Annotated in this window: 23 protein-coding genes and 1 tRNA gene; 8 read left to right on the forward strand and 16 right to left on the reverse strand. The window is 44.3% G+C overall.

Annotation, left to right across the window (positions count from 1 at the left end; all coding sequences use genetic code 11):
* Position 1: 1 nt before the first annotated feature.
* The 12 genes from rplV to ACQKC9_RS12145 all read right to left on the reverse strand — a co-directional run bounded on the left by rplV (position 2) and on the right by ACQKC9_RS12145 (position 9,192).
* Positions 2-331 carry a 50S ribosomal protein L22 gene (rplV, locus tag ACQKC9_RS12090; RefSeq protein WP_021813373.1) on the reverse strand — a complete coding sequence of 110 codons (330 nt, stop codon included), beginning with the start codon at positions 329-331 and terminating at the stop codon, positions 2-4.
* 10 nt (positions 332-341) lie between these two features.
* On the reverse strand, positions 342-617 hold the full coding sequence (rpsS, locus tag ACQKC9_RS12095; protein WP_010196682.1) for a 30S ribosomal protein S19: 276 nt from the start codon (positions 615-617) through the stop codon (positions 342-344).
* Positions 618-629: 12 nt separating this feature from the next.
* Positions 630-1,457: a 50S ribosomal protein L2 gene (gene rplB, locus ACQKC9_RS12100; protein ID WP_057758702.1), complete on the reverse strand. Its 828-nt coding sequence runs from the start codon at positions 1,455-1,457 to the stop codon at positions 630-632.
* Positions 1,458-1,468: 11 nt separating this feature from the next.
* On the reverse strand, positions 1,469-1,819 hold the full coding sequence (gene rplW / locus ACQKC9_RS12105) for a 50S ribosomal protein L23 (RefSeq protein WP_057758700.1): 351 nt from the start codon (positions 1,817-1,819) through the stop codon (positions 1,469-1,471).
* A complete protein-coding gene (gene rplD / locus ACQKC9_RS12110; protein WP_057758698.1) occupies positions 1,816-2,418 on the reverse strand; it encodes a 50S ribosomal protein L4 in 603 nt (200 codons plus the stop codon). The genes rplW and rplD overlap by 4 nt, the downstream gene beginning before the upstream one ends.
* Positions 2,419-2,432: 14 nt before the next feature.
* Complete coding sequence (gene rplC, locus ACQKC9_RS12115; RefSeq protein WP_057758696.1) at positions 2,433-3,071, reverse strand: 50S ribosomal protein L3; 639 nt, start codon at positions 3,069-3,071, stop codon at positions 2,433-2,435.
* Positions 3,072-3,120: 49 nt separating this feature from the next.
* Complete coding sequence (gene rpsJ / locus ACQKC9_RS12120; protein ID WP_010196670.1) at positions 3,121-3,432, reverse strand: 30S ribosomal protein S10; 312 nt, start codon at positions 3,430-3,432, stop codon at positions 3,121-3,123.
* 410 nt (positions 3,433-3,842) lie between these two features.
* Positions 3,843-5,444, reverse strand: coding sequence for an Rne/Rng family ribonuclease (locus ACQKC9_RS12125; protein WP_102094166.1), 1,602 nt, complete (start codon positions 5,442-5,444; stop codon positions 3,843-3,845).
* A 120-nt stretch (positions 5,445-5,564) separates the two neighbouring features.
* Positions 5,565-6,248, reverse strand: a complete 684-nt coding sequence (locus ACQKC9_RS12130) for a Maf family protein (RefSeq protein WP_427621983.1) — start codon at positions 6,246-6,248, stop codon at positions 5,565-5,567.
* Between the two features lie 105 nt (positions 6,249-6,353).
* Positions 6,354-6,839 (reverse strand): rod shape-determining protein MreD, encoded by a 486-nt coding sequence (mreD, locus tag ACQKC9_RS12135; RefSeq protein WP_057758689.1) that lies wholly within the window; start codon positions 6,837-6,839, stop codon positions 6,354-6,356.
* A 141-nt stretch (positions 6,840-6,980) separates the two neighbouring features.
* Positions 6,981-7,841, reverse strand: a complete 861-nt coding sequence (gene mreC / locus ACQKC9_RS12140) for a rod shape-determining protein MreC (protein ID WP_427621984.1) — start codon at positions 7,839-7,841, stop codon at positions 6,981-6,983.
* Positions 7,842-8,154: 313 nt separating this feature from the next.
* On the reverse strand, positions 8,155-9,192 hold the full coding sequence (locus ACQKC9_RS12145; RefSeq protein WP_057758685.1) for a rod shape-determining protein: 1,038 nt from the start codon (positions 9,190-9,192) through the stop codon (positions 8,155-8,157).
* A 25-nt stretch (positions 9,193-9,217) separates the two neighbouring features.
* Between ACQKC9_RS12145 and ACQKC9_RS12150 the strand changes: the two genes are divergently transcribed.
* The 8 genes from ACQKC9_RS12150 to ACQKC9_RS12185 all read left to right on the forward strand — a co-directional run bounded on the left by ACQKC9_RS12150 (position 9,218) and on the right by ACQKC9_RS12185 (position 16,055).
* Positions 9,218-9,346, forward strand: coding sequence for a hypothetical protein (locus ACQKC9_RS12150; protein ID WP_259358613.1), 129 nt, complete (start codon positions 9,218-9,220; stop codon positions 9,344-9,346).
* A gap of 528 nt (positions 9,347-9,874) precedes the next feature.
* Positions 9,875-10,189: an Asp-tRNA(Asn)/Glu-tRNA(Gln) amidotransferase subunit GatC gene (gene gatC / locus ACQKC9_RS12155; RefSeq protein WP_057758683.1), complete on the forward strand. Its 315-nt coding sequence runs from the start codon at positions 9,875-9,877 to the stop codon at positions 10,187-10,189.
* 81 nt (positions 10,190-10,270) lie between these two features.
* Positions 10,271-11,767 carry an Asp-tRNA(Asn)/Glu-tRNA(Gln) amidotransferase subunit GatA gene (gene gatA, locus ACQKC9_RS12160; RefSeq protein ID WP_427621985.1) on the forward strand — a complete coding sequence of 499 codons (1,497 nt, stop codon included), beginning with the start codon at positions 10,271-10,273 and terminating at the stop codon, positions 11,765-11,767.
* Positions 11,767-13,293, forward strand: coding sequence for an Asp-tRNA(Asn)/Glu-tRNA(Gln) amidotransferase subunit GatB (gatB, locus tag ACQKC9_RS12165; RefSeq protein WP_102092404.1), 1,527 nt, complete (start codon positions 11,767-11,769; stop codon positions 13,291-13,293). Before gatA ends, gatB begins: the two co-directional genes overlap by 1 nt.
* Positions 13,294-13,407: 114 nt before the next feature.
* A tRNA-Pro gene (locus ACQKC9_RS12170) sits at positions 13,408-13,484 on the forward strand.
* 214 nt (positions 13,485-13,698) lie between these two features.
* A complete protein-coding gene (locus ACQKC9_RS12175; protein ID WP_427621987.1) occupies positions 13,699-14,694 on the forward strand; it encodes a hypothetical protein in 996 nt (331 codons plus the stop codon).
* Positions 14,695-14,795: 101 nt separating this feature from the next.
* A complete protein-coding gene (locus tag ACQKC9_RS12180) occupies positions 14,796-14,975 on the forward strand; it encodes a hypothetical protein (protein WP_427621989.1) in 180 nt (59 codons plus the stop codon).
* A gap of 102 nt (positions 14,976-15,077) precedes the next feature.
* Positions 15,078-16,055, forward strand: a complete 978-nt coding sequence (locus ACQKC9_RS12185) for a DUF1853 family protein (RefSeq protein ID WP_427621990.1) — start codon at positions 15,078-15,080, stop codon at positions 16,053-16,055.
* Between the two features lie 81 nt (positions 16,056-16,136).
* Here ACQKC9_RS12185 and ACQKC9_RS12190 read toward each other — a convergent pair whose 3' ends face one another.
* The 4 genes from ACQKC9_RS12190 to accD all read right to left on the reverse strand — a co-directional run bounded on the left by ACQKC9_RS12190 (position 16,137) and on the right by accD (position 20,901).
* Positions 16,137-16,667: a DUF2726 domain-containing protein gene (locus ACQKC9_RS12190; RefSeq protein ID WP_101204933.1), complete on the reverse strand. Its 531-nt coding sequence runs from the start codon at positions 16,665-16,667 to the stop codon at positions 16,137-16,139.
* A 249-nt stretch (positions 16,668-16,916) separates the two neighbouring features.
* Positions 16,917-18,122, reverse strand: coding sequence for an SPOR and LysM peptidoglycan-binding domain-containing protein (locus ACQKC9_RS12195; protein ID WP_427621992.1), 1,206 nt, complete (start codon positions 18,120-18,122; stop codon positions 16,917-16,919).
* Positions 18,123-18,380: 258 nt separating this feature from the next.
* Positions 18,381-19,754 carry a bifunctional tetrahydrofolate synthase/dihydrofolate synthase gene (gene folC, locus ACQKC9_RS12200; protein ID WP_427621994.1) on the reverse strand — a complete coding sequence of 458 codons (1,374 nt, stop codon included), beginning with the start codon at positions 19,752-19,754 and terminating at the stop codon, positions 18,381-18,383.
* Positions 19,755-19,953: 199 nt separating this feature from the next.
* Complete coding sequence (gene accD / locus ACQKC9_RS12205) at positions 19,954-20,901, reverse strand: acetyl-CoA carboxylase, carboxyltransferase subunit beta (RefSeq protein WP_180952657.1); 948 nt, start codon at positions 20,899-20,901, stop codon at positions 19,954-19,956.
* Positions 20,902-20,969: the final 68 nt, after the last annotated feature.

A 20,969-nucleotide genomic window follows, 5' to 3' on the forward strand; every position in this document is an offset into this window, starting at 1 on the left:
CTTATTCTCCTACCTTTATAGTGATGTGACAAGTACGCTTGCTGATACGATCAGCACGGCCTTTGGCACGTGGTAGGATACGTTTTAGCGTAATGCCTTCATCAACATAGATAGTAGCGACTTTTAGGTCGTCAATATCTAAGCCGTGATTATGTTCGGCATTGGCGATGGCTGAGTTAAGGCATTTCTTAACAAACACAGCGCCTTTTTTATTGCTATACGTTAGGATATCCAAAGCACGCTCAATAGATTTGCCACGAACTTCATCAGCAACGAGTCTAACTTTTTGTGCCGATATGGCGGCACCGCGTAATTTTGCAGTTACTTCCATGGTAAGCACCTTATCTCTTAGCTTTTTTGTCAATGCCGTGACCACGATACGTACGAGTCGGGGCAAATTCACCTAGTTTATGACCAACCATCTGCTCGCTCACGATAACCGGTACATGAGTACGGCCGTTGTGAACAGATAAAGTTAGGCCAACCATTTGTGGCAGAATCATCGAGCGGCGCGACCAAGTCTTAATTGGCTTGCGTGAGTTGGTGTCTAATGCATTCTCAACTTTAGCAAACAAGTGCGCGTCTATGAATGGACCTTTTTTCAATGAACGAGGCATGAAATTCTTCCTTTATTTCTTCTTGGCGCGACGGCGGATGATCATGTTGTCAGTACGCTTATTGTGACGCGTTTTAAGTCCTTTAGACTTCTGACCCCAAGGGCTGGTTGGATGGCGACCTTTGTTACGACCTTCACCACCACCGTGTGGGTGATCAACCGGGTTCATAGCGACACCACGAACAGAAGGACGAACACCACGCCAACGTGAAGCACCGGCTTTACCAAGTGATTTCAAGTTGTTTTCAGTGTTAGAAACTTCACCAATAACAGCGCGGCAATTCACGTGTACGCGGCGAGTTTCGCCAGAACGCATACGTAGAATAGCATAAACACCGTCACGACCTAGTAACTGAACGCTAGCACCCGCAGAACGAGCCATCTGTGCACCTTTACCGATTTTAAGCTCGATATTGTGAATCACAGTACCCAATGGGATGTTTTTTAGCGGTAAGCAGTTACCTGGACGAATTGGAGAAGTCTCGCCTGACATTACTGTATCACCAACTACTTGTTTCTTAGCAGCGATAATGTAACGACGTTCGCCATCAGCATACTTAAGTAGAGCAATATGAGCAGTACGGTTAGGATCGTATTCGATACGCTCTACCGTTGCTGGGATATTGTCTTTAGTACGTTTGAAATCGATAATGCGATAATGTTGCTTATGACCACCGCCAATGTGACGAGTAGTAATGCGGCCATTATTGTTACGACCACCTGACTTGCTTTTTGATTCTAGAAGTGCTGCAAACGGACGACCTTTGTACAGGTGTGGATGCACTACTTTTTCAACAAAACGACGGCCTGGTGATGTTGGCTTTGCTCTTACGATAGGCATGAGTGTAATCCTTATTCGTTATTCGCTGTTTCACTAGTAGAATCAGTAGTATTCGCTACTTCTTCACCAGCATCAGCCATTTGTACATCTTGACCAGCTTTTAAGGTAACATAGGCTTTTTTGTAGTCGTTACGACGGCCGATGCTTTTACCAAAACGCTTTGTCTTACCTTTAACATTCAAAGTGTTTACTTTAGTGACTTCAACACCTTCAAACATCAACTCAACTGCTTTCTTGACTTCAAGCTTAGTAGCATTAGAATCAATTTTAAATACCTGCACACCAAGTGAGTCGCCAAGCATTTGAGATTTTTCTGAGAATACAGGCCCTCTTAAGACCTGATAAAGTCTTGCGTTATTCATGCTAGTGCTTCCTCAAATTGTTTCGCAGCTTCAACTGACATGATCACTTTATCAAATGCGATCAAGCTCACTGGATCCACTTCATTTGTACCAAGTACATTGACATGTGGAATGTTGCGAGCAGCTAAGTATAAGTTTTCATCAACTTCTTTAGTAACGATTAGTGCACGAGGTGCATTCAAATCGTTTAACTTAGCAATCAGTTCTTTGGTTTTCGGCCCAGAAACGCTCAACTCTTCTACCAAAATCAGACGCTCTTGGCGAATCAATTCTGCTAGGATGCACTGCATCGCACCGCGATACATTTTACGGTTTACTTTCTGTGACCAATCTTGTGGTTTTGCAGCGAATGCACGACCACCTGAACGCCAGATTGGGCTACGAATAGAACCCGCACGAGCGCGACCAGTACCTTTTTGGCGCCATGGCTTAATACCACCGCCAGAAACTTCGGCACGTGTTTTTTGTGCGCGTGTACCTTGGCGAGCACCAGCTAAATAAGCGGTGACGACTTGATGCACTAGTGCTTCGTTGAATTCACGACCAAATGCCGTATCAGAAAGCTCAACCGCCGCACCTGTAACTGTTTTTAAATCCACGTTAATCCCCTTGCTTAGGCTTTGACTGACGGACGTACGATAACATCGCCACCGGTGGCACCTGGGATAGCACCCTTGATGACAAGTAACCCTTTTTCGGCATCAACCGAAATCACTTCTAGGCCCTGAACGGTAACACGTTTGTTACCCATCTGACCCGCCATCTTCTTGCCTTTGAATACTTTACCTGGTGACTGGTTTTGACCAGTTGAACCATGCGCACGATGAGACACTGAGTTACCATGAGTAGCATCTTGCATACTAAAGTTGTGACGCTTAACAGGGCCTTGGAAACCTTTACCTTTGCTCTGTCCTGTCACATCAACCATCTGACCTTGTTCGAACAAGTCAGCTAGAATCTCGCCACCAATCTCACGACCTTCAAGATCGCTTTCGTTGGCACGGAATTCCCAAACACCACGGCCAGCTTTAACACCAGCTTTGGCGAAGTGACCCTTTTGTGCAGCTGTTACGCGGCTGTCACGACGAGTACCTGTGGTAATTTGGATGGCTTGATAACCATCTACATCAGTATTTTTTACTTGAGTAATGCGGTTTGCATCGACCTCAACAACTGTTACAGGGATAGATGCGCCTGTTTCAGTGAAGACACGGGTCATGCCGCACTTTTTACCGACTAAACCGATCGCCATTTTAGACCTCTTTATATCTTATATTAATGGGTTGGGTGTTTAATGTGCATTAACCCAAAGCAATTTGAACGTCAACACCCGCCGCTAAATCTAATTTCATTAGCGCATCCACAGTTTTGTCAGTTGGCTGAACGATATCAACCATACGCTTATGAGTACGGATTTCGTACTGGTCACGAGCGTCTTTGTTAACGTGTGGTGAGGTTAGAACGTTGAAGCGCTCAATGCGAGTCGGCAACGGTACAGGACCACAAACTTGCGCACCGGTGCGCTTTGCAGTATCAACAATCTCTTGTGCAGATTGATCAATCAGACGATGATCAAAAGACTTAAGACGGATACGGATTCTCTGGTTAGCCATGCCAGCAAGCTCCTAATATGTGCCTTTGTCATTCTTGCGTCGCAAGACCATGATCAAAAGCAGTTTGGTTAAATATTCACTTAAAGCGGCCTTCTGTTCTTAACCAGAATGAGTTCTTTATCCGAACTTATAGCGTGCCAAAAGCAAAATAGTTTAAAGCCCCGCCGACCCTCCTATTAATTGGAAAGTAGCAAAGGCATAATGAAATAGTGCTAGAAACGATGCTCTAGCTGTCATAGCGCCAGCTTTTTTTATTCAGCTGCGCATATATAATTCAGTGGTGTATATTATACATAGTATTTTAGGTATTGCAAGAGCAATCTCTAGTATCATTAGAGATGCTCCTTCTTATACTGGCTACTAACCACACAAATATTTTTATCTAAAATTATTATTTGTTTTAAATAATATTAATCTAAAACAATATCATACTGCTCTTGGGTGTATAGGTTCTCTACATCAAAAGTAATCACCCTACCCAGTAAATACTCTAAATCGGCCACTGTGTCTGACTCTGTCGTGAGTAGTAAGTCAATGACTGCCGCATGAGCCACCACTGTGAACTTTTTGGGAGAATTATAAGTGCGTGCGCAGCGCATAATCTCACGGAAAATCTCAAAGCAAACGGTCTCTGCCGTTTTGACAAACCCACGACCTTGACAAGTCGAACACGGCTCACAAAGCTGCTGACCTAATGATTCACGCGTTCGCTTACGTGTCATTTCCACTAAGCCAAGCTCACTGACCTGCGTAATTTTGGTTTTTGCATAATCTTGAGTAAGTTGCGCCTGTAAGCTCTCAAGCACATCATCTTTATGCTGCTGTTCAAGCATATCGATAAAATCTAGAATAATAATGCCGCCTAGATTACGTAAGCGCAACTGTCGAGCGATAGCATGTGTGGCTTCTAGATTAGTCTTATAAACCGTATCCTCTAATGAGCGACCGCCCACAAAAGAACCTGTATTAACATCAATCGTGGTCATTGCTTCGGTCTGATCGATAATCAGATAACCGCCAGACTTGAGATCGACACGGCGCTTTAGTGCATCACGTAGATCATCCTCAACACGGTGTACATCGAATAGCGACTGCTCTGCGGTGTAGTGCACGATTCGGTCATAGACAAATGGAACAAACTCTTTGGCGAAGTATCTGACTTGCTCATAAATCTGCGTATTATCAATAATAACTTTTTCGGTATCAGCGTGAACCAAGTCACGGATAGAACGTAATGGTAGCGACAGTTCTTGATAGATCAGCTCTGAGCTCTGATGATGATTAATCTCTTGGCGACGAGCGCAGATAGTACGCCATAGCTGCAATAGATAATAGATGTCCTCTTCTAGCTTATCGACAGGCACACGCTCAGCAGCGGTACGAGCAATCAGTCCACCTTTTAGATTGACCGTTTGCATCAGGCTACTAAGCTCAGTCTTTAATCTGCTACGCTCTTCTTCGCCATCGATACGCTGCGATATGCCAATATGGTCACTCGATGGCAAATATACTAGATAACGTGATGGTAGTGAGATGTTGGTCGTTAGACGAGCACCTTTACTCCCCAACTGATCTTTGGTTACCTGTACCAAAATACGCTGACTTTCATGTAGGCGGTGTTGAATCAATGTTTTAGACGCTGGTACGATCTCTGTGCTTTGCGCACTGACAATAGGCGGTGTCACAGCCAAGCTATCAGCAGAAGCGTTGGCAGTGGCATCGTCCTCATTTATCTCGTGCTTAGTGGCCTTAGCCGCTTTGTTTTTTTCTGCAACGGGGCGTGGTTCACGCTGCATATCGTTGACATGTAGAAATGCGGTCCGTGACTGACCAATATCTACGAAGGCTGCCTGCATACCAGGAAGGACACGTACGACCGTCCCCAGATAAATATTGCCGACCAACCCCAGTTTGTGATGTCGTTCAATATAAATCTCGCCCAAAATACCATTGTCTAAAACCGCAACACGGGACTCCATTGGACTAATATTAATCAGCAGCTCTTCGGACATAGTTTTTTCTCTTATCTCTCAGCTTTCTTATTAGACGGTCATCGCCTATTAGATTGACAGTGTAACAAATGCGACTTGCTCTTGCCCATTACCCTACCGTGTCATTATGTGCATATCTCATTATAACGGGTTGACTGTGTCCATACTGCCTTCTGTCATTTCTTTGATTAGTGCCAGTGTTTGCGCCAGTGGCAGACCAACAACATTGGTGTAGCTACCGTTGATACGACTGACCCATGCAGCACCCAGTCCTTGAATGCCATATCCACCAGCTTTATCAGCGGGTTCGCCACTATCCCAGTAATCACTCATCATCTGTGTCGTCAATGGTATAAAAGTCACTTCCGTACGCTCAGTAATTCGCTGTTGGTTGATAATTTGCAAGCACTGTGTAGGTTCTGAGGGGCTTCGTTCTACTTTGGGCAATAGCTGTACTTGAGTCGCTTGAACGGCAGTCCATACTTCGTGGACGTTATCAGACATACGCTGCCACATACTATATGCGTGCTCGCGATCGACGGGTTTGACCAATACTGTCTTACCATCCGACAGTACACCGATGGTATCAGAAGTCAAAATAATAAACGGTGATGTAAGGCTATCGTGATTTGCTTGAGAGGTGTCGCTTAATTGTTGTATCGCGGCATTAGCTTTGGTTTCGACCATGCGTTCGATATAGTCTGTTGGCGACTCATTATCTAACGGCGTCTCGTCGATATCTACACTTAAGATAGTAAAATCTAATTGCGCTCTTTCTAGTAGCTCACGACGACGCGGAGAGCCAGATGCCAAAACGATATCCATCGATATTCTCTTCATTTATAAATTTATGATGTATGTGGTCATACAGTCTTGTGAACAGAGCAAACTAAGCTATCAATCAGAGTAATAGCTATAGCTAGTGACTCATTAACGCGAAAACTTGCGCAAAGCAAACAGTACGAGTGGCCAGCTAATGATACTCATAAATAATGACAAAGCAGACTGGGCGACAAAGACGTTTTGAATAAACATCTGTAGTATCCATAGATTTAACTGAAAGACAATCAGCCCTAGACTAGCAATTAACCAAGCGCTAACGGTATTCAACTGTCTGACGTAGATACTGGTAATTTTGATAACCAGTGCAACCACAACAGCGGCGAAAGCTTGCTGTCCTAAATGGGTATCCATCAATAAATCAGCAATCAGTCCAACCGTAAATGCGGTAAAAATACCCACATAGCGCGGCTGAAACAGCAACCAATAAATCAGCACCATGATCATGACCATGGGACGCAGTGTGGCCATACTTGGACTTAATGGATAGACATTGAGTGACGATGCAGCAATGAAACTTAGAACAATCACAACTATCAATAGTACCGTGGCATTCTCAGAATCAGGATACGACATGGGTACTTACCTTAGCGAGTGTTTGATGGTTGCTGTTATATTGTTGATTGGATATTGGCAAGGTGAATACCATAAGTGGAAAGCTTTAAAACATTAATAAGCCAGCTAATTAGCCGTTAATACTGTGGCTTGCGTCATTATCTATGGAGCAATAGCAGCAGCATTGTTCTCATTTAACAGCTTGTCTTGAAGTATTAGTACATAGGCATTATCGATAAAATTAGCCGCTGGGGTAACTTCGATGGTTCTAAAGTTATCGGTTTGCTCGTCTTTGACATGCGCGATACGCCCTACTCTATAGCCTGCCGGAATACGACCACCCAATCCTGACGACACTAGCTCATCACCTACTCGCACATCCGATGTTTTGAAAACGTAATTGAGACTTAATGAAGATGGGATACCTTGGCCTGTGACGATGGCACGCTGACCGGTACGCTTGACAGTAACCGCAACTGACTGCTGCTCATCTGTAATCAACAACAGACGGCTAGTATTCGGATAGACATTGATAATCTGTCCTAATACGCCGTCTTCATCGATGACCGTTTGCCCAACTTGAACGCCATCTTGCTCACCTTTATTAAGCACGACAATCTGTCTGAGCAAATTGGTATCTGTACCGATGACTTGCGCCAAATTAAGGTCGAACTGCTCGGGCTTGGTGGTAGATAAGATACCTTGCAGACGTGCATTCTGCGCCAAAATATAATCTTGCTGTTGTAGCTTGGCATGCGCGTGTATCAATTGCGATTTTAGCTGCATGTTTTCGCGACGCAGTGCTTCTTTAGATTGTAGACTACCACCTGCCCAATGCTTGGCATAGCTTGGTAATAGAGACAGCTCATAGATTGGCTGCATGGCAGCATGACTGGTGCTACGTACAGGCTTGAACCAATCAGAGTTTTTGCTATCAAACCACATCAAAATCAAGGCTGCTATCAATACAATAACAGTCTTACGAAGTGATAACGGCTGGCGAGCAAAAATACTTGAAGTCATAAGTCGTCTGATTTAAGGATTCTAAAATGAACAATAGCACTTATTTACAGCATGAGTGTTTATCGAGGATATGGGGTTCTAGCACAAATGAATGCAATTAAAGGTAGCACAGTCGGCTACCTTTAATTTCATATATAGTCAATTTTCTATAAATTGGATACGGTATCAGTCACGCTCAGCCTAATACTTGTAGTACTTTCGCTCGGCTTTCCTGTATCCAAACTATATTAAACCAACTATATTTATAGTTTCATCGTTCACATAAATTATCATATATTGCCAATACTATATGGCAATTAATGATAGAGATGATTTAAACAAAAATCATATTTAAACTTTTGTTATTGATGAAATCAAGCGCGATACCACCACCACGGCTAACGCAGGTTAATGGGTCTTCTGCTACCGTCACTGGCAAACCAGTCTCTTGCGAGATAAGTTTATCTAAGTCACGTAATAGTGCACCGCCACCTGTCAATACAATGCCACGCTCAGCGATATCTGATGACAATTCTGGCGGAGTCTGCTCAAGTGCTACTTTTACAGCGCTAACAATACCGCTCAATGGATCAGTCAACGCTTTTTGCACTTCTTCTGAATTGACAGTAAAGGTCTTTGGCACACCTTCTGCCATGCTACGACCACGAACCTCTACTTCTAGTTGGCTGTCTTCATTCAATGCAGAACCGACTTCTTTTTTGATACGCTCAGCGGTCGTCTCACCGATGACACAACCATGCGTACGGCGTACATGGGTGATGATCGCTTCATCAAACATATCACCACCGATACGAATCGACTCAGCGTATACGCAACCAGACAGGGCGATAACAGCAATCTCAGTTGTACCACCACCGATGTCCACCACCATAGAACCACTGGCTTCATGAACTGGCATACCAGCACCGATAGCCGCAGCCATCGGCTCTTCTAGCAATAATACTTTGCTCGCACCTGCTGATGATACTGCCTCACGAATCGCCTTGCGCTCAACTAGAGTAGACTTACATGGTACACAAACCACAACATTAGGCTGTGCCATAAAACGCTTGGCTTTTACTTTAGCGATAAAGTGCTTAAGCATTTTTTGCGTCACTTCAAAATCAGCAATCACACCGTCTTTTAACGGGCGAATCGCTGTGATGTTCGCAGGCGTACGGCCTAGCATCTGCTTGGCATCGATACCAACAGCGGCGACGGTCGGGTTCTGAGTACGATTGCTTCGTAACGCGACCACCGTAGGCTCGTCAAGCACGACGCCTTTATTAGGAATAAAAATTAGGGTGTTCGCAGTACCGAGGTCGATAGCGATATTATTTGATAAAAATCCAAACAGGTTCATGACTAATATATCCAGCGTCTTACGAATGAGGCGAATGAGATTGACTGAGGTGTTACTCGTCAGTGTTGAGCAGGTCGTCGTTAAACATTACTTGTGGCAACAGTTAATCATCCCAACAAGTCAAAATCCAAACAATAATGATGAAATGAAAAAACTGAGCTAAATTATACCGATTTAGCTCAAAAAAAACATAGATATTTGCATCAGTAAGTAAGGATTTTTGTCTTAGACGCCAAAAGTTGTTACAAAGTTTGAAATAGTAGTGAATATCATTCAACTCAATGAAACATCATTTAATCTGATAACTAACAAGGCTCTACAGGCAGATGAATGTTTTGCTTAATAGCAGATGCATACTGTAACGTATTTTAGAAGCTAATTGGAGAGCAATTGAGGAACAATGATGAATTAGGGGGTAAGTTTTGCAATTCTCTGTAAATCATTGTGTCTGAATTGGCATTATGGCTTGGATGACACCATATCTTATTTAATATTACGTCTTTATCAATTCAGCCTCTTGGTTGAGATTGTGCATCAATCAAGCGTCATGCTCTGTAAACTTGAGTCAGATGCTTTATAATAAGCCCACTTACTATTTGTTTATATTTTAATTGTCTCTATTTTAGCGCTTACGTATTTTCGTTTTCGTAATCAACTACTCTAACAAAAACTGTCCTTAACTGGAGAAACTATGTCTCAGCAGCCAGCAACGTCTGACAGCAACGTCAGCCGTGAAGAAATCCTAGAAGTTGCCAACCTTGCCCGCTTAGGTGTCGATGAAAGTACAGCCGATAGCTATGCTGATGATATCAGTAAAGTATTAAAACTGATGAATACGCTATCTAACGTTGATACGACAGACATCAAGCCACTAGCCAATATCCATGAAGCTTGCCAAGAGTTACGTGCTGATGTGGCAAAACACGACATCAATCGTGAGCGTAATCAGTCAGTCGCACCTGCCGTAGAAGAAGGCTTATATCTAGTGCCTCAGGTGATTGAATAATAGCGGCTGAATAACACAACCACGCATTTGTCACTATCCCATTTTATTTTATGCTATTAACATTTTGACGGACGACACCTTATGTCTGAACTTCATTTATTAAGTACCGAGCAGCTCATTACTGGCTTGCAAAACAAACAATTTAGCAGCGCCGAATTAACCGAACACTACATCAAGCGCATCGATGCGCTAGACGGCAAAATTAACAGCTTTATCACTCATACCTCTGAAACAGCACGCGCACAAGCAAAAGCGGCAGACGAGATGCGCGCACAAGGCGATCAGCGTCCACTACTTGGCGTACCAATGGCGCACAAAGACATCTTTTGTACCCAAGGCGTACTGACCACTTGTGGCTCAAAGATGCTACACAACTTTGTCTCACCATATGACGCGACCATCGTTTCTAACATCGACAAAGCTGGCATGATTAGCTTAGGTAAACTCAATATGGATGAGTTTGCGATGGGCTCAGACAACAGTAGCTCTTACTACGGCACTGTACAGAACCCTTGGAACCTAGAGCGCGTCCCTGGTGGCTCGTCAGGTGGTAGTGCTGCTGCTGTTGCCGCAGGCTTTGTTCCTGTTGCTACCGGTAGTGATACGGGTGGCTCTATTCGCCAACCTGCCTCATTCTGCGGCCTAACAGGTATCAAGCCTACTTATGGTCGTGTGTCACGCTTTGGTATGATTGCCTACGCTTCAAGTTTGGATCAAGCGGGTAGCATGGGACGCAGCGCTAAAGATTGCGCCTATCTGCTCCAACCAATGATTGGTCATGATCCGCGCGATGCAACTTCTATCAAGTACGAGATGCCTGACTACGTACAAGACATCAATGATGCCCAAGCTGCTGCTGGTGATAAGCCATTTGCTGGCTTGCGTATTGGTGTGGCCAAAGAATACTTTGGCACAGGGCTTGATAGCGAAGTCGAGCAAGCAGCACGTGCCGCGCTCAAAAAATACGAAGAGCTGGGCGCAACGATTGTAGAAGTGAACATCACTGATCCTGAAATTACGCTTGCCACTTACTACATGCTAGCACCTGCTGAAGCGTCATCGAACCTATCACGTTTCGATGGCGTACGTTTTGGTTATCGCTGTGAGAACCCAACGGATCTGATCGACTTATACACACGCTCACGCTCCGAAGGCTTTGGCCCTGAAGTACAGCGCCGTATTTTGACAGGGACTTATGCACTGTCTGCTGGCTACTTCGATGCTTACTATACTAAAGCACAGAAGATTCGCCGCTTAATCGTCAAAGATTTCGACGAAGCATTTGCTAGCTGTGATGTGATTGCTAGCCCGACTGCACCGACTGCGGCTTATAAGCTCAGTGAAGACCTAGATCCTGCAACGATGTACTTAGGTGACGTTTATACCATTGCGGTCAACCTAGCGGGTCTACCTGCGCTCAGTCAGCCAGTTGGTTTGACGACAGAAGGCCTCCCTATTGGCTTGCAATTAATCGGTAAGCACTGGCAAGAGAGTCAACTGCTCACGACTGCGCACCTGTTCCAGCAGCATACCGACCATCACCTACAACACTCTACCATCGCAAAGGAGACGGTATAATGAGTACAGCTACTACTGATAACAATGCCGTCCGTGAACACGCTGTGCGTAAAGAGCTATTTGTCGATGGCTATGAAGTGGTCATCGGTATCGAGATTCACTGCCAGCTAAATACGGAAAGTAAGATATTCTCAAGTGCGCCGACTGACTTTGGTCATGAGCCAAACAGCCAAGCAAGTATCGTCGATTTGGGTCTACCTGGCGTATTGCCAGTGTTAAATGCTGGTGTGGTCGATCGTGCCCTAAAATTCGGTATTGGTGTCAATGCTGAGTTGGGTCTGTTTAATACGTTTGACCGTAAAAACTACTTCTACCCTGATTTGCCTAAAGGCTATCAAATCACCCAGATGGCCAATCCTATCGTGGGTGAAGGCTATATCGATGTCGTCGTCAACGAAGGCGAAAAGAACGAATATCCGAAACGTATGGGTATCACTCGCGCACATCTAGAAGAAGATGCAGGTAAATCTGTCCATGATGCTGTCGACGGTATGACGGGTGTGGATTTGAACCGTGCTGGTACGCCACTAATCGAAATCGTCTCTGAGCCAGACATGCGCTCTGCTCACGAAGCACTTGCCTACATCAAAGCCATCCATCAGCTAGTCACTTGGCTAGGTATCTCAGACGCAGTAATGGCTGAAGGCTCATTCCGCTGTGACTGTAACGTCTCTGTGCGCAAGCCAGGCGCTGATCTCGGTACGCGTACTGAGCTAAAGAACCTAAACTCGTTCCGCTTTATCGAGCGTGCTATCAATCGTGAAATCGAGCGTCAAATCGATATCCTAGAAGATGGCGGCAAAGTCGTACAAGCGACGATGCTGTATGATCCAGAGCGTGATGAAACGCGTACCATGCGTACCAAAGAAGACGCCAACGACTATCGCTACTTCCCTGATCCTGACCTGCTACCTGTCCGTATCGAGCAACATACGGTTGATGCGATCAAAGCAGCGATGCCAGAGCTACCAGTCGCTCGTCGTGCACGCTTTGAAGAAGCGCTTGGTCTGTCAGAATACGATGCTCGTATCTTGACTGGTAGTCGTCAAATTGCTGATTACTTCGAAGATGTAGTGGCTGAAATCGGTCAGCAAGATGCCAAAATGGCTGGTAACTGGGTCATGGGCGACTTGCTCGGCGCCCTGAACAAAGATGACACCGACATCATCGACTCCCCTATTAGCGCCAAACAATTGGCTGGTATGCTCAAGCGTATCAAAGATGACACGCTATCTGGCAAATTGGCTAAGAAAGTCTTTAGTGCTCTATATGAGCGCGAAGGCGGCGATGGTGATGATGCAGCAGATAAAATCATCAAAGACAAAGGCCTCAAGCAAGAGACCGATACTGGCGCTATCAAAGCAATGGTAGAAGAAGTCATCGCAAAAAATGAAGCGATGGTCGAAGAATATCGTGGCGGTAAAGAAAAAGCCTTTAACGGTCTGGTCGGTCAAGTCATGAAAGCCAGTCGCGGTAGTGCTAACCCACAGCAAGTGAACCAAATTCTAAAAGAATTATTGGGTTAATATTGGCTGCTAAGCGATTATACTGACTATGCTCGGCAGAATAATATTGTAGAGTTTATCTGCTATAAATAGCCCTTGCAATATACATAATTTTGCGTAAAATAGTCAGTCACTCGGGGCGTAGCGCAGTCTGGTAGCGCACTACACTGGGGGTGTAGTGGTCGCAGGTTCAAATCCTGCCGTTCCGACCAAACATAGCAGTAAAGAGAAAAGCCAATCATTGTTTTCAATGGTTGGCTTTTTTTTGTGCTAAATTTGATGGGTGGTTTTATGATGTTTTGATTGAGCAAAAAATAATAAAAATCTTGCAAGGCATGACAAGTAACCGAAATCCAGCCGTTCATACACCTTTAGGCTGGCACTGCCTTGTACCTACTTTGGTTTAAGGGTGTAGAGGTGTGAATTGTGGGATTACTAGATGAAGCAAGAGAGAAAGCGAACTGCTATATATCACCAAAAGATTTCTTATGTTTCATGTCGTATAAGCTAGGAGAGCCAATTCAAGAGATCGTATCTTTTTTGCTGTATAATAATTTTGATGAGCTAGTAAACGAATATTACATAGACCGACATTACCGCATTTACTCGTGCAACGATATTGATCGTAAGTATAAAACCAGTACGCTATTTTATGAGATCGCAAAAGATGGCTTTCTCGACTATATGATGTTTTGTAATTCTTTTTATGATGATTGCCTAGAAGAAGATGATGCAGATTTAGATTTTTATGAGCCTATTGAAATAGACTTTTATTATAGTTTGGAAGAATTGCAGAAAATTGGCTTTTTAAAGAAGCTCAACTTGCCTTTAGAGAAAGGTAGGACGCTAGATTATAGCGTGACTGGCGATGATATGGTAACAGCAAAAGAGCCTAAAGACGGGATAAGAACATTTAAACTAATAGACACTAATGTCGTAAGTGAGGCTGAAAGAGCCAAGCAAGAGCAGTCTATAATAGATGAGTATGGCGAGAACTCACAAGCTCATAACTTTCATAAGCTTATTACAATGGCATCAAGAGGAGATCTTCCACAGCAAAAAACAGGATTTAAGAGTGACAAACAAATTATTAATGAACTTCAAGAGCAAGTAGCGCAGCTTACTACTTATCATAACAAAGCACAGGAAAAAGTAGCCGAACTTGAAAACCGACTAGCACAAGCCAAAACTGAAATAGTAGACAAGTCAGCTAATGACGAGCCAACACACCATAAAAGCGTAGGTTCTATGCAAGCGTTAGTGACCACACTTATTAAAATGGCTGAATATGATAAAGAGCACCTAGCCGATCCTTATGGAGAACTTAATAAGCTTATTCAAGCTAAGGCTGAGGCGTTAGGACTCTCTGTTAAAAAAGACTTCATTGCAAAATGGCTAAAGAAAGCTGATGAAGTTCTATAGAACTTTGCCATTTTCTATATAGAACTATCGAATGACCTTACTTCATAAAATAGCAACCATAAGCCGTAGCAATCAAGTTACGGTAAATATGGAGCTAGACAATGACCCAGAAAGATCACACCCCACTTAATCTAGAACAACAGCCACCACATAACGCACCTAGAAATCCATCGAAATGGTTATTACCAATAATCAAGACAATACTCAGTATTCTATTACCTTACTTGCTATCACCGCCTGATATCAGCATTCATATTCATCACATTAATATCATATTTTAGCGCCAAAAAACTGAGCACTGCCCTAGCGGATACTTGTCATCTATAGACTTTTATAGAGCGAGCCGTTAGGGTAAATGCTACACCTTCACACTGGTTTACTCTATGATCGAGCCTGTCAATCAGCCCACATTTAATCGCCTCAGGAATGACGCTCCTTGGGAGCATTACCGCCGACCCTATGTGCGTGATTTGGCTTATGTGTTAGCATGCCCTAATGTTCTGACGCAGTGGCTAGACTTTACGCCGCATCAAACTACACATACCGTTACCGTGCATAGCGCGCAATTTTGGCAGACGCAGTTTGAAGCGTATGAGCGACGATTAACAGAGCTAGACATCACTGCCGCCTATCAAGAGCTGACTCGCTATTTACTCAAACGCCCTAGCCCCAATCGTCTGGGTTTTCATTTTGAAGGCTTACTGTCATTTTGGTTAGAGGATGGATTTGCGCGCAAGCTGCATCCGTATGAGACACTGGCTAGCAATGTGCAGCTCTATAATGGTAAGCAGACGACTGGTGAGCTTGATTTGATTCTATATAACCATGCGGAACAGCTGGTTGAACATTGGGAGCTAGCCATTAAGTTTTTTATGGGATCAGCACCTTTTGAACCTGTGAACTGGGTCGGGATTAACTCCAATGATAATCTACAGCGCAAAATGACACACATGCAAACCAAGCAGTTTCGAGCGGTGTGGGTAGATACGGAAAATCACGGACAGGTAAAAATCGATAAGCGTTATGGCGTGATCAAAGGGCGATTCTTTTTACCGATTAACACAGCTGATTGCGGTGATTATGACTGGCCATATTGGCTAACGCCGAGCTTTCCGATGCATGAGTGGTGCGATAAGAGGGACATGGCAGGTCTTGCAACGATTGACACTACAGTATTGCGAGCCGCGCATTATATTGAATGGTTCACCAAACGCGACTTTTATGATGAGCGAAATGCTTATGATGGTCATCAGCAGCCGATAGTTTGGTCAGATAGCGAGCTACCTAAGACAGGTTTATATTTTGAAGGTAATCGACTAGTCGTTATTTACCCAAGACAGTCAGACCAGATCGATGAATAAATTTAGCTAACCTAAAGTTTTAAAATGAAACTGCTTGAATAATGTTTTAGCCTTAACAATCGGACAGCTTTCACAGAATGCTTAATAACTCTCAATCACTTGCATTAGCTCATATCTAAGCATATCGGCACTCGGCATACGCTCAGCGTGGAAGCGCACCATTGCAATACCTGCACTAGCAAGCGCCTTATCTTTTTTATCATCCGCTTTTTGACGTGCTTTACTACTATGCGTCCAGTCATCAAGCTCGATAGCGACCAAGGTAGTCTGAGCATCGACATCCACAATCACATAGTCAACGCTCTGGCGGCAGATACGATTGAACCAAAAGCTACGCTCTGATGTCTCACTACTATTGGCTTCAATGATCCGTGACAGCTGTACTTGGACAAATATGTGATACTCCGGCAGCGCATTTTTTAACTTATTAAAAAATATCACTTCCGTATCGGTCATAATCGGCATCGGCGCAAATGGCCAAATAGCCAACTCATCACCGCGCACAGGTTTTGGATCAGGCTCAACGACAGGGCGCTTTGCTAATAGCTTCGGTAACGTAATCAGCCCTAAAAACCCAACGGCCAATATTAGAAATATAACACCAAACGACATGGTTCTACCTTATACAATATGAGAGTGATGGGCTAATTGTCATTAGTAATAGCAATTAATAATGCGCCGACCACGACAAGGCAACCTATATAGGCTGACAGGTTATACAACAACGGATTATAAAAATGGCGCTCATCTTAACTAAGGCGGCGCAAATCAGCAATCTATAAAACAAAAAACACGACAGTATTTGTCGTGTTTTCATATAAAGTAGATAAAAGCCGAATCAAGACCCCTAGAAACTCTAGCTTAACGCCAGTAAAGCACCCAAGCGCTGGTCGTATTTACTTTAGGGTCACTATTGATTTTATCTTTTAGTGCCAATGCTGCGACTTTGCCGCGTTCAGGCCCAACCACAACACGCACTCCACGACTGGTGGCACTGGTCTTGACTTGATAACCTGCTGCTCGGAACTTTTTCGCTAACTCATCCGCTTTGGCTTGGTCATTTGCTAGAGCCACTTGCACCCCAAAGCTACCCTTAGCGTCTGTTTCTTTGACTTCTTTACGCGCTTCACTCAGTTTTTGCTGCGCTTCACGTTTTGCATCGGCAGATTTCTTCGCTAGCGCTTCTTCTTGTTGGCGCTTCTTCTCACGCGCTTGTTCGGCTGCCGCCGCTTCACGCTCCAGACGCTGTACCTGTTTGCTCGATGGGATGGTGATGCTCTGACCCAGTTGTAGCGCTGCTGATGGAGATAGATTGTTAGCTTGAGCCAATACTTCTACAGGCATATTGTATTGTCTTGCCAGTTTTATGAGTCCATCGCCTTTCTTGATTTGGTATTCAGAAGGCGATTTTGGTGGCTCGTTTTTAGCCGCTTCAGCTGCTTCTCTTTTTCTCTCAGCCGCTGCTTGGGCTTCCGCCTGCTTTTTTGCTTCGGCTAGTTTCTCTGCCTCCGCTTGTTTTTTGCTCTCAGCAAGTTTTTTGGCGGCCGCTTGCTCTTTGATAGCCGCTTGCCTTTGAGCTTCTTGTTGCTCTTGAGCCGCTTTTTGCTTCTCTGCTTCGCTAGACTTTGTAGTATCAGTAGTAGACTGACTCTCCGTACGAGGCTGAACCGTTAGATCTGTAGTAACGTCTTTTGTAGCCTCTGTATTGGTAGTTTCATCAGTAGCTGGCGCACTATTATCGACATATTGCTGGCTCTCAGCACGTGCCTTAGCCAATGCTTCTGCTTCAGCAATCTCCTGCTCTGTCAAAAACTCTTTTGCACGTTTTTCTTGCTCTGCAACGCGAGCTGCACGCTCTTTTTGCTTTTGCGCAAGGATACGTTTTTCTGTCTCGATATCAGTGGTGAGCGGCTGCGGAGACTCTTGCTCCGAGCTTGATTTGTCAACCATCGCTGACATCGGCTCTGGTTGGTCACTATCGCCAATCTGCTGCACCATGGCATATAGCATCACGCTACCGCCGATAATCATCCCAATGCCCAATAAGGCTTGTCTCGAAAAGTTCATCCGTTTACGTCTCTTAGTTGGTAATAAGGTTGATTGAGCGGCGCAGCGACTATCTCAAAGCAGTATATCCAATCGCTTTAATCATGATCTCTTACCGCCAGTTACTGTCAGTTAATACCATCAGGGTTCAAAATTTACGCCGACCATCTTCTACCGGTCTGGCAAATCATTTTGATTATAAAGCATATTTTTCATGCTGTCTGCTATCAGGCTATGACTAAGATTAACATTAAACAGGCACTACTTTAACTTAAATTATCATACGCTAAGGGCACTTAACGCTTCCCCAATCGTATGAAACGAGCCACATACGACGATAAGGTCTTGCGGTTGGCTCGCCTCTATCACTGCATGGGTCGCTGTATGCAGACCATCAAACGCATATATATTGGTGCTATCGATATATTTGACCAAAACATCTTGCAGCTGTTCAGTAGTCGCGGCACGAGGGTAATCAATTTCAGCGATAAACCAGTCACTAATCGGTAAGCCTGCTTGGGTTAAGCGCTGTACCACTTTATCAATATCTTTGTCACCTAACATAGAAAATAGCATCTTTATCTTTGGTGTAGGGATATCCGCTGAGCTATCTTGATTATTTTGCTTGGCTACATGCTGCTGCCAAAATGGTAATAGCTGCGCTAATAAGAACTCAACGCCTTGCTCATTATGCGCCACGTCAAATAACCAATGGCGGCTATGGCTCTCACGATAATCGAAACGTCCCGCTAATTTGACAGTTTGTAGCGCTTGCTCAATCGCATTGATCTCAACATTTAATGGGCTTGCCAATACTGCTGATAGTGCATTGGCCGTGTTAGTCAACGATAACGCAGGACGTGGTAATTGCAAGGTAACCGCTGCATTACTGTATTGCCAAGTCGTTAAATCAATATCGCGGTAGCTAAAATCTTGTCCAATCTGATAACAAGTTGCCTGCTGGGTATCGATGGATTGTTGCACGCTGGCTGGCATCTCAGTAGCACCATAAATCAGTGGAATGTCTTTGCGCAAGATACCTGCTTTTTCGCGACCAATATCCTCGACATTGTCACCCAACCAGTCAACGTGATCGATACCAATATTGGTAATAACTGCCATGTCAGGATCAATGATATTGACCACATCTAGCCGTCCACCCAATCCTACTTCTAATACCCACACGTCACAGTCTGCCTCAGCGAATATCAATAGCGCTGCTAGTGTTGTCATCTCAAAGAACGACAACGTCAACTCGCACTGTAAGCGTGCCGCCTCTACTTTGCTAAAGGCCTCAATCAGCGTCTGGTCGCTGACCATCTCGCCATTGATACGCACACGCTCGTTGAAAACGCTCAGATGTGGCGACTGATATAGTGCCGTCTTATAACCTGCGGCTTTACACATTTCGGCGATGACAGCAGTTGTAGAGCCTTTGCCATTGGTACCTGCCACAGTAAATACATAAGCGTCATCTTTAGCTGACTGCACCACGCCTAACGCTTCTGCAACAGGCAATACACGTGACAATCCCATATCGATTGCAGACACATGAATCTGCTGCATATAATCGAGCCACTCAGTTAGGCTAGCACTTTCATTAGGACTATGGGCATTAGGGCTGCGAAGGTCAGATGCTAAAAGGTCAGACATGGATAAAACCTATATAAAATTTAATAAGAGATAGAAATATATGTGCTAGCTAAAACCAAAAATAGCACTTACCGTGCAATGACGATAAATGCTATTAGGGGTCTTGCATATGCAGTAGATGTTAGCACGCAGCTAAGTCTTTATGCACTCAATAAATGATTCATTATACTGAGTCATTTACCTTATCGAGCATCTCATTTTACTGAGCATCTACATTTGGTACGCGGCATAGTTTTGCAAGTAGACGGTATATCGTATCAATTAGCTGATGACGATGTACCACTTCATCCACTACGCCATGCTCTAATAAGAACTCAGCGCGCTGGAATGGCTCTTCTAACGTCTCGCGTACAGTCTGCTCGATCACACGCTTACCAGCGAAACCGATCATCGCTTTTGGTTCTGCTAGATGGATATCACCCAGCATCGCCAGTGATGCAGTTACGCCGCCGTACACCGGATTAGTCAATACCACAATATAAGGAATACCAGCGATTCTTAGACGCTCAATCGCTGCTGCCGTGCGTGCCATTTGCATCAATGATAGCAGGCCTTCTTGCATACGTGCACCGCCAGAAGCAGCAAAGCAAACCAAAGGTACTTTTTGCTCTAGCGCTTTTTCAGCTGCTTGAACGAAACGATCACCAACGACTGAACCCATTGACCCACCCATAAAACGGAAGTCAAAAGCACAGGCGACGATATCAAGGTTACGCAGTTTGCCATACATCGCAACCAACGCCTCAGACTCACCTGTTTTTTCTTGTGCTTCACTCATACGCGCAGGATATGGCTTACTATCCACAAAGCTCAATGGATCTTTTGCCGTAAACTCTTGTCCTGTCTCACCGTCTACTTGATCAAGTAACCAGTTCAAGCGCTCACGAGCACTCATCGGTAAATGATGATCACAATGTGGGCACACATAACAGTTAAAAATCAGCGCTGTGTTGGTAATCATCGAATGACAATTACTACACTTAGTTGACGGTTCAGTCTCTACCGCAGACAGTGGCGCAGTCAAATGCTGCTTGATGCCTGGGATAGGACGATTAAACCATGACTGCCTATCCGTATTGCTGTTTGGCGCGGCTTTAGCAGTATTGTTATCGGGTTTTGTTATTGTATCAGTCATATTATTTGCCATCATAAAAGGCTTATTGACAAGTTTGCTCATTCGCTTGTCATTGAGAGTTTAATGGTTGTCTAAACAAA

This window comes from Psychrobacter sp. NPDC078409, from assembly GCF_050268505.1.
Lineage (GTDB): Bacteria > Pseudomonadota > Gammaproteobacteria > Pseudomonadales > Moraxellaceae > Psychrobacter.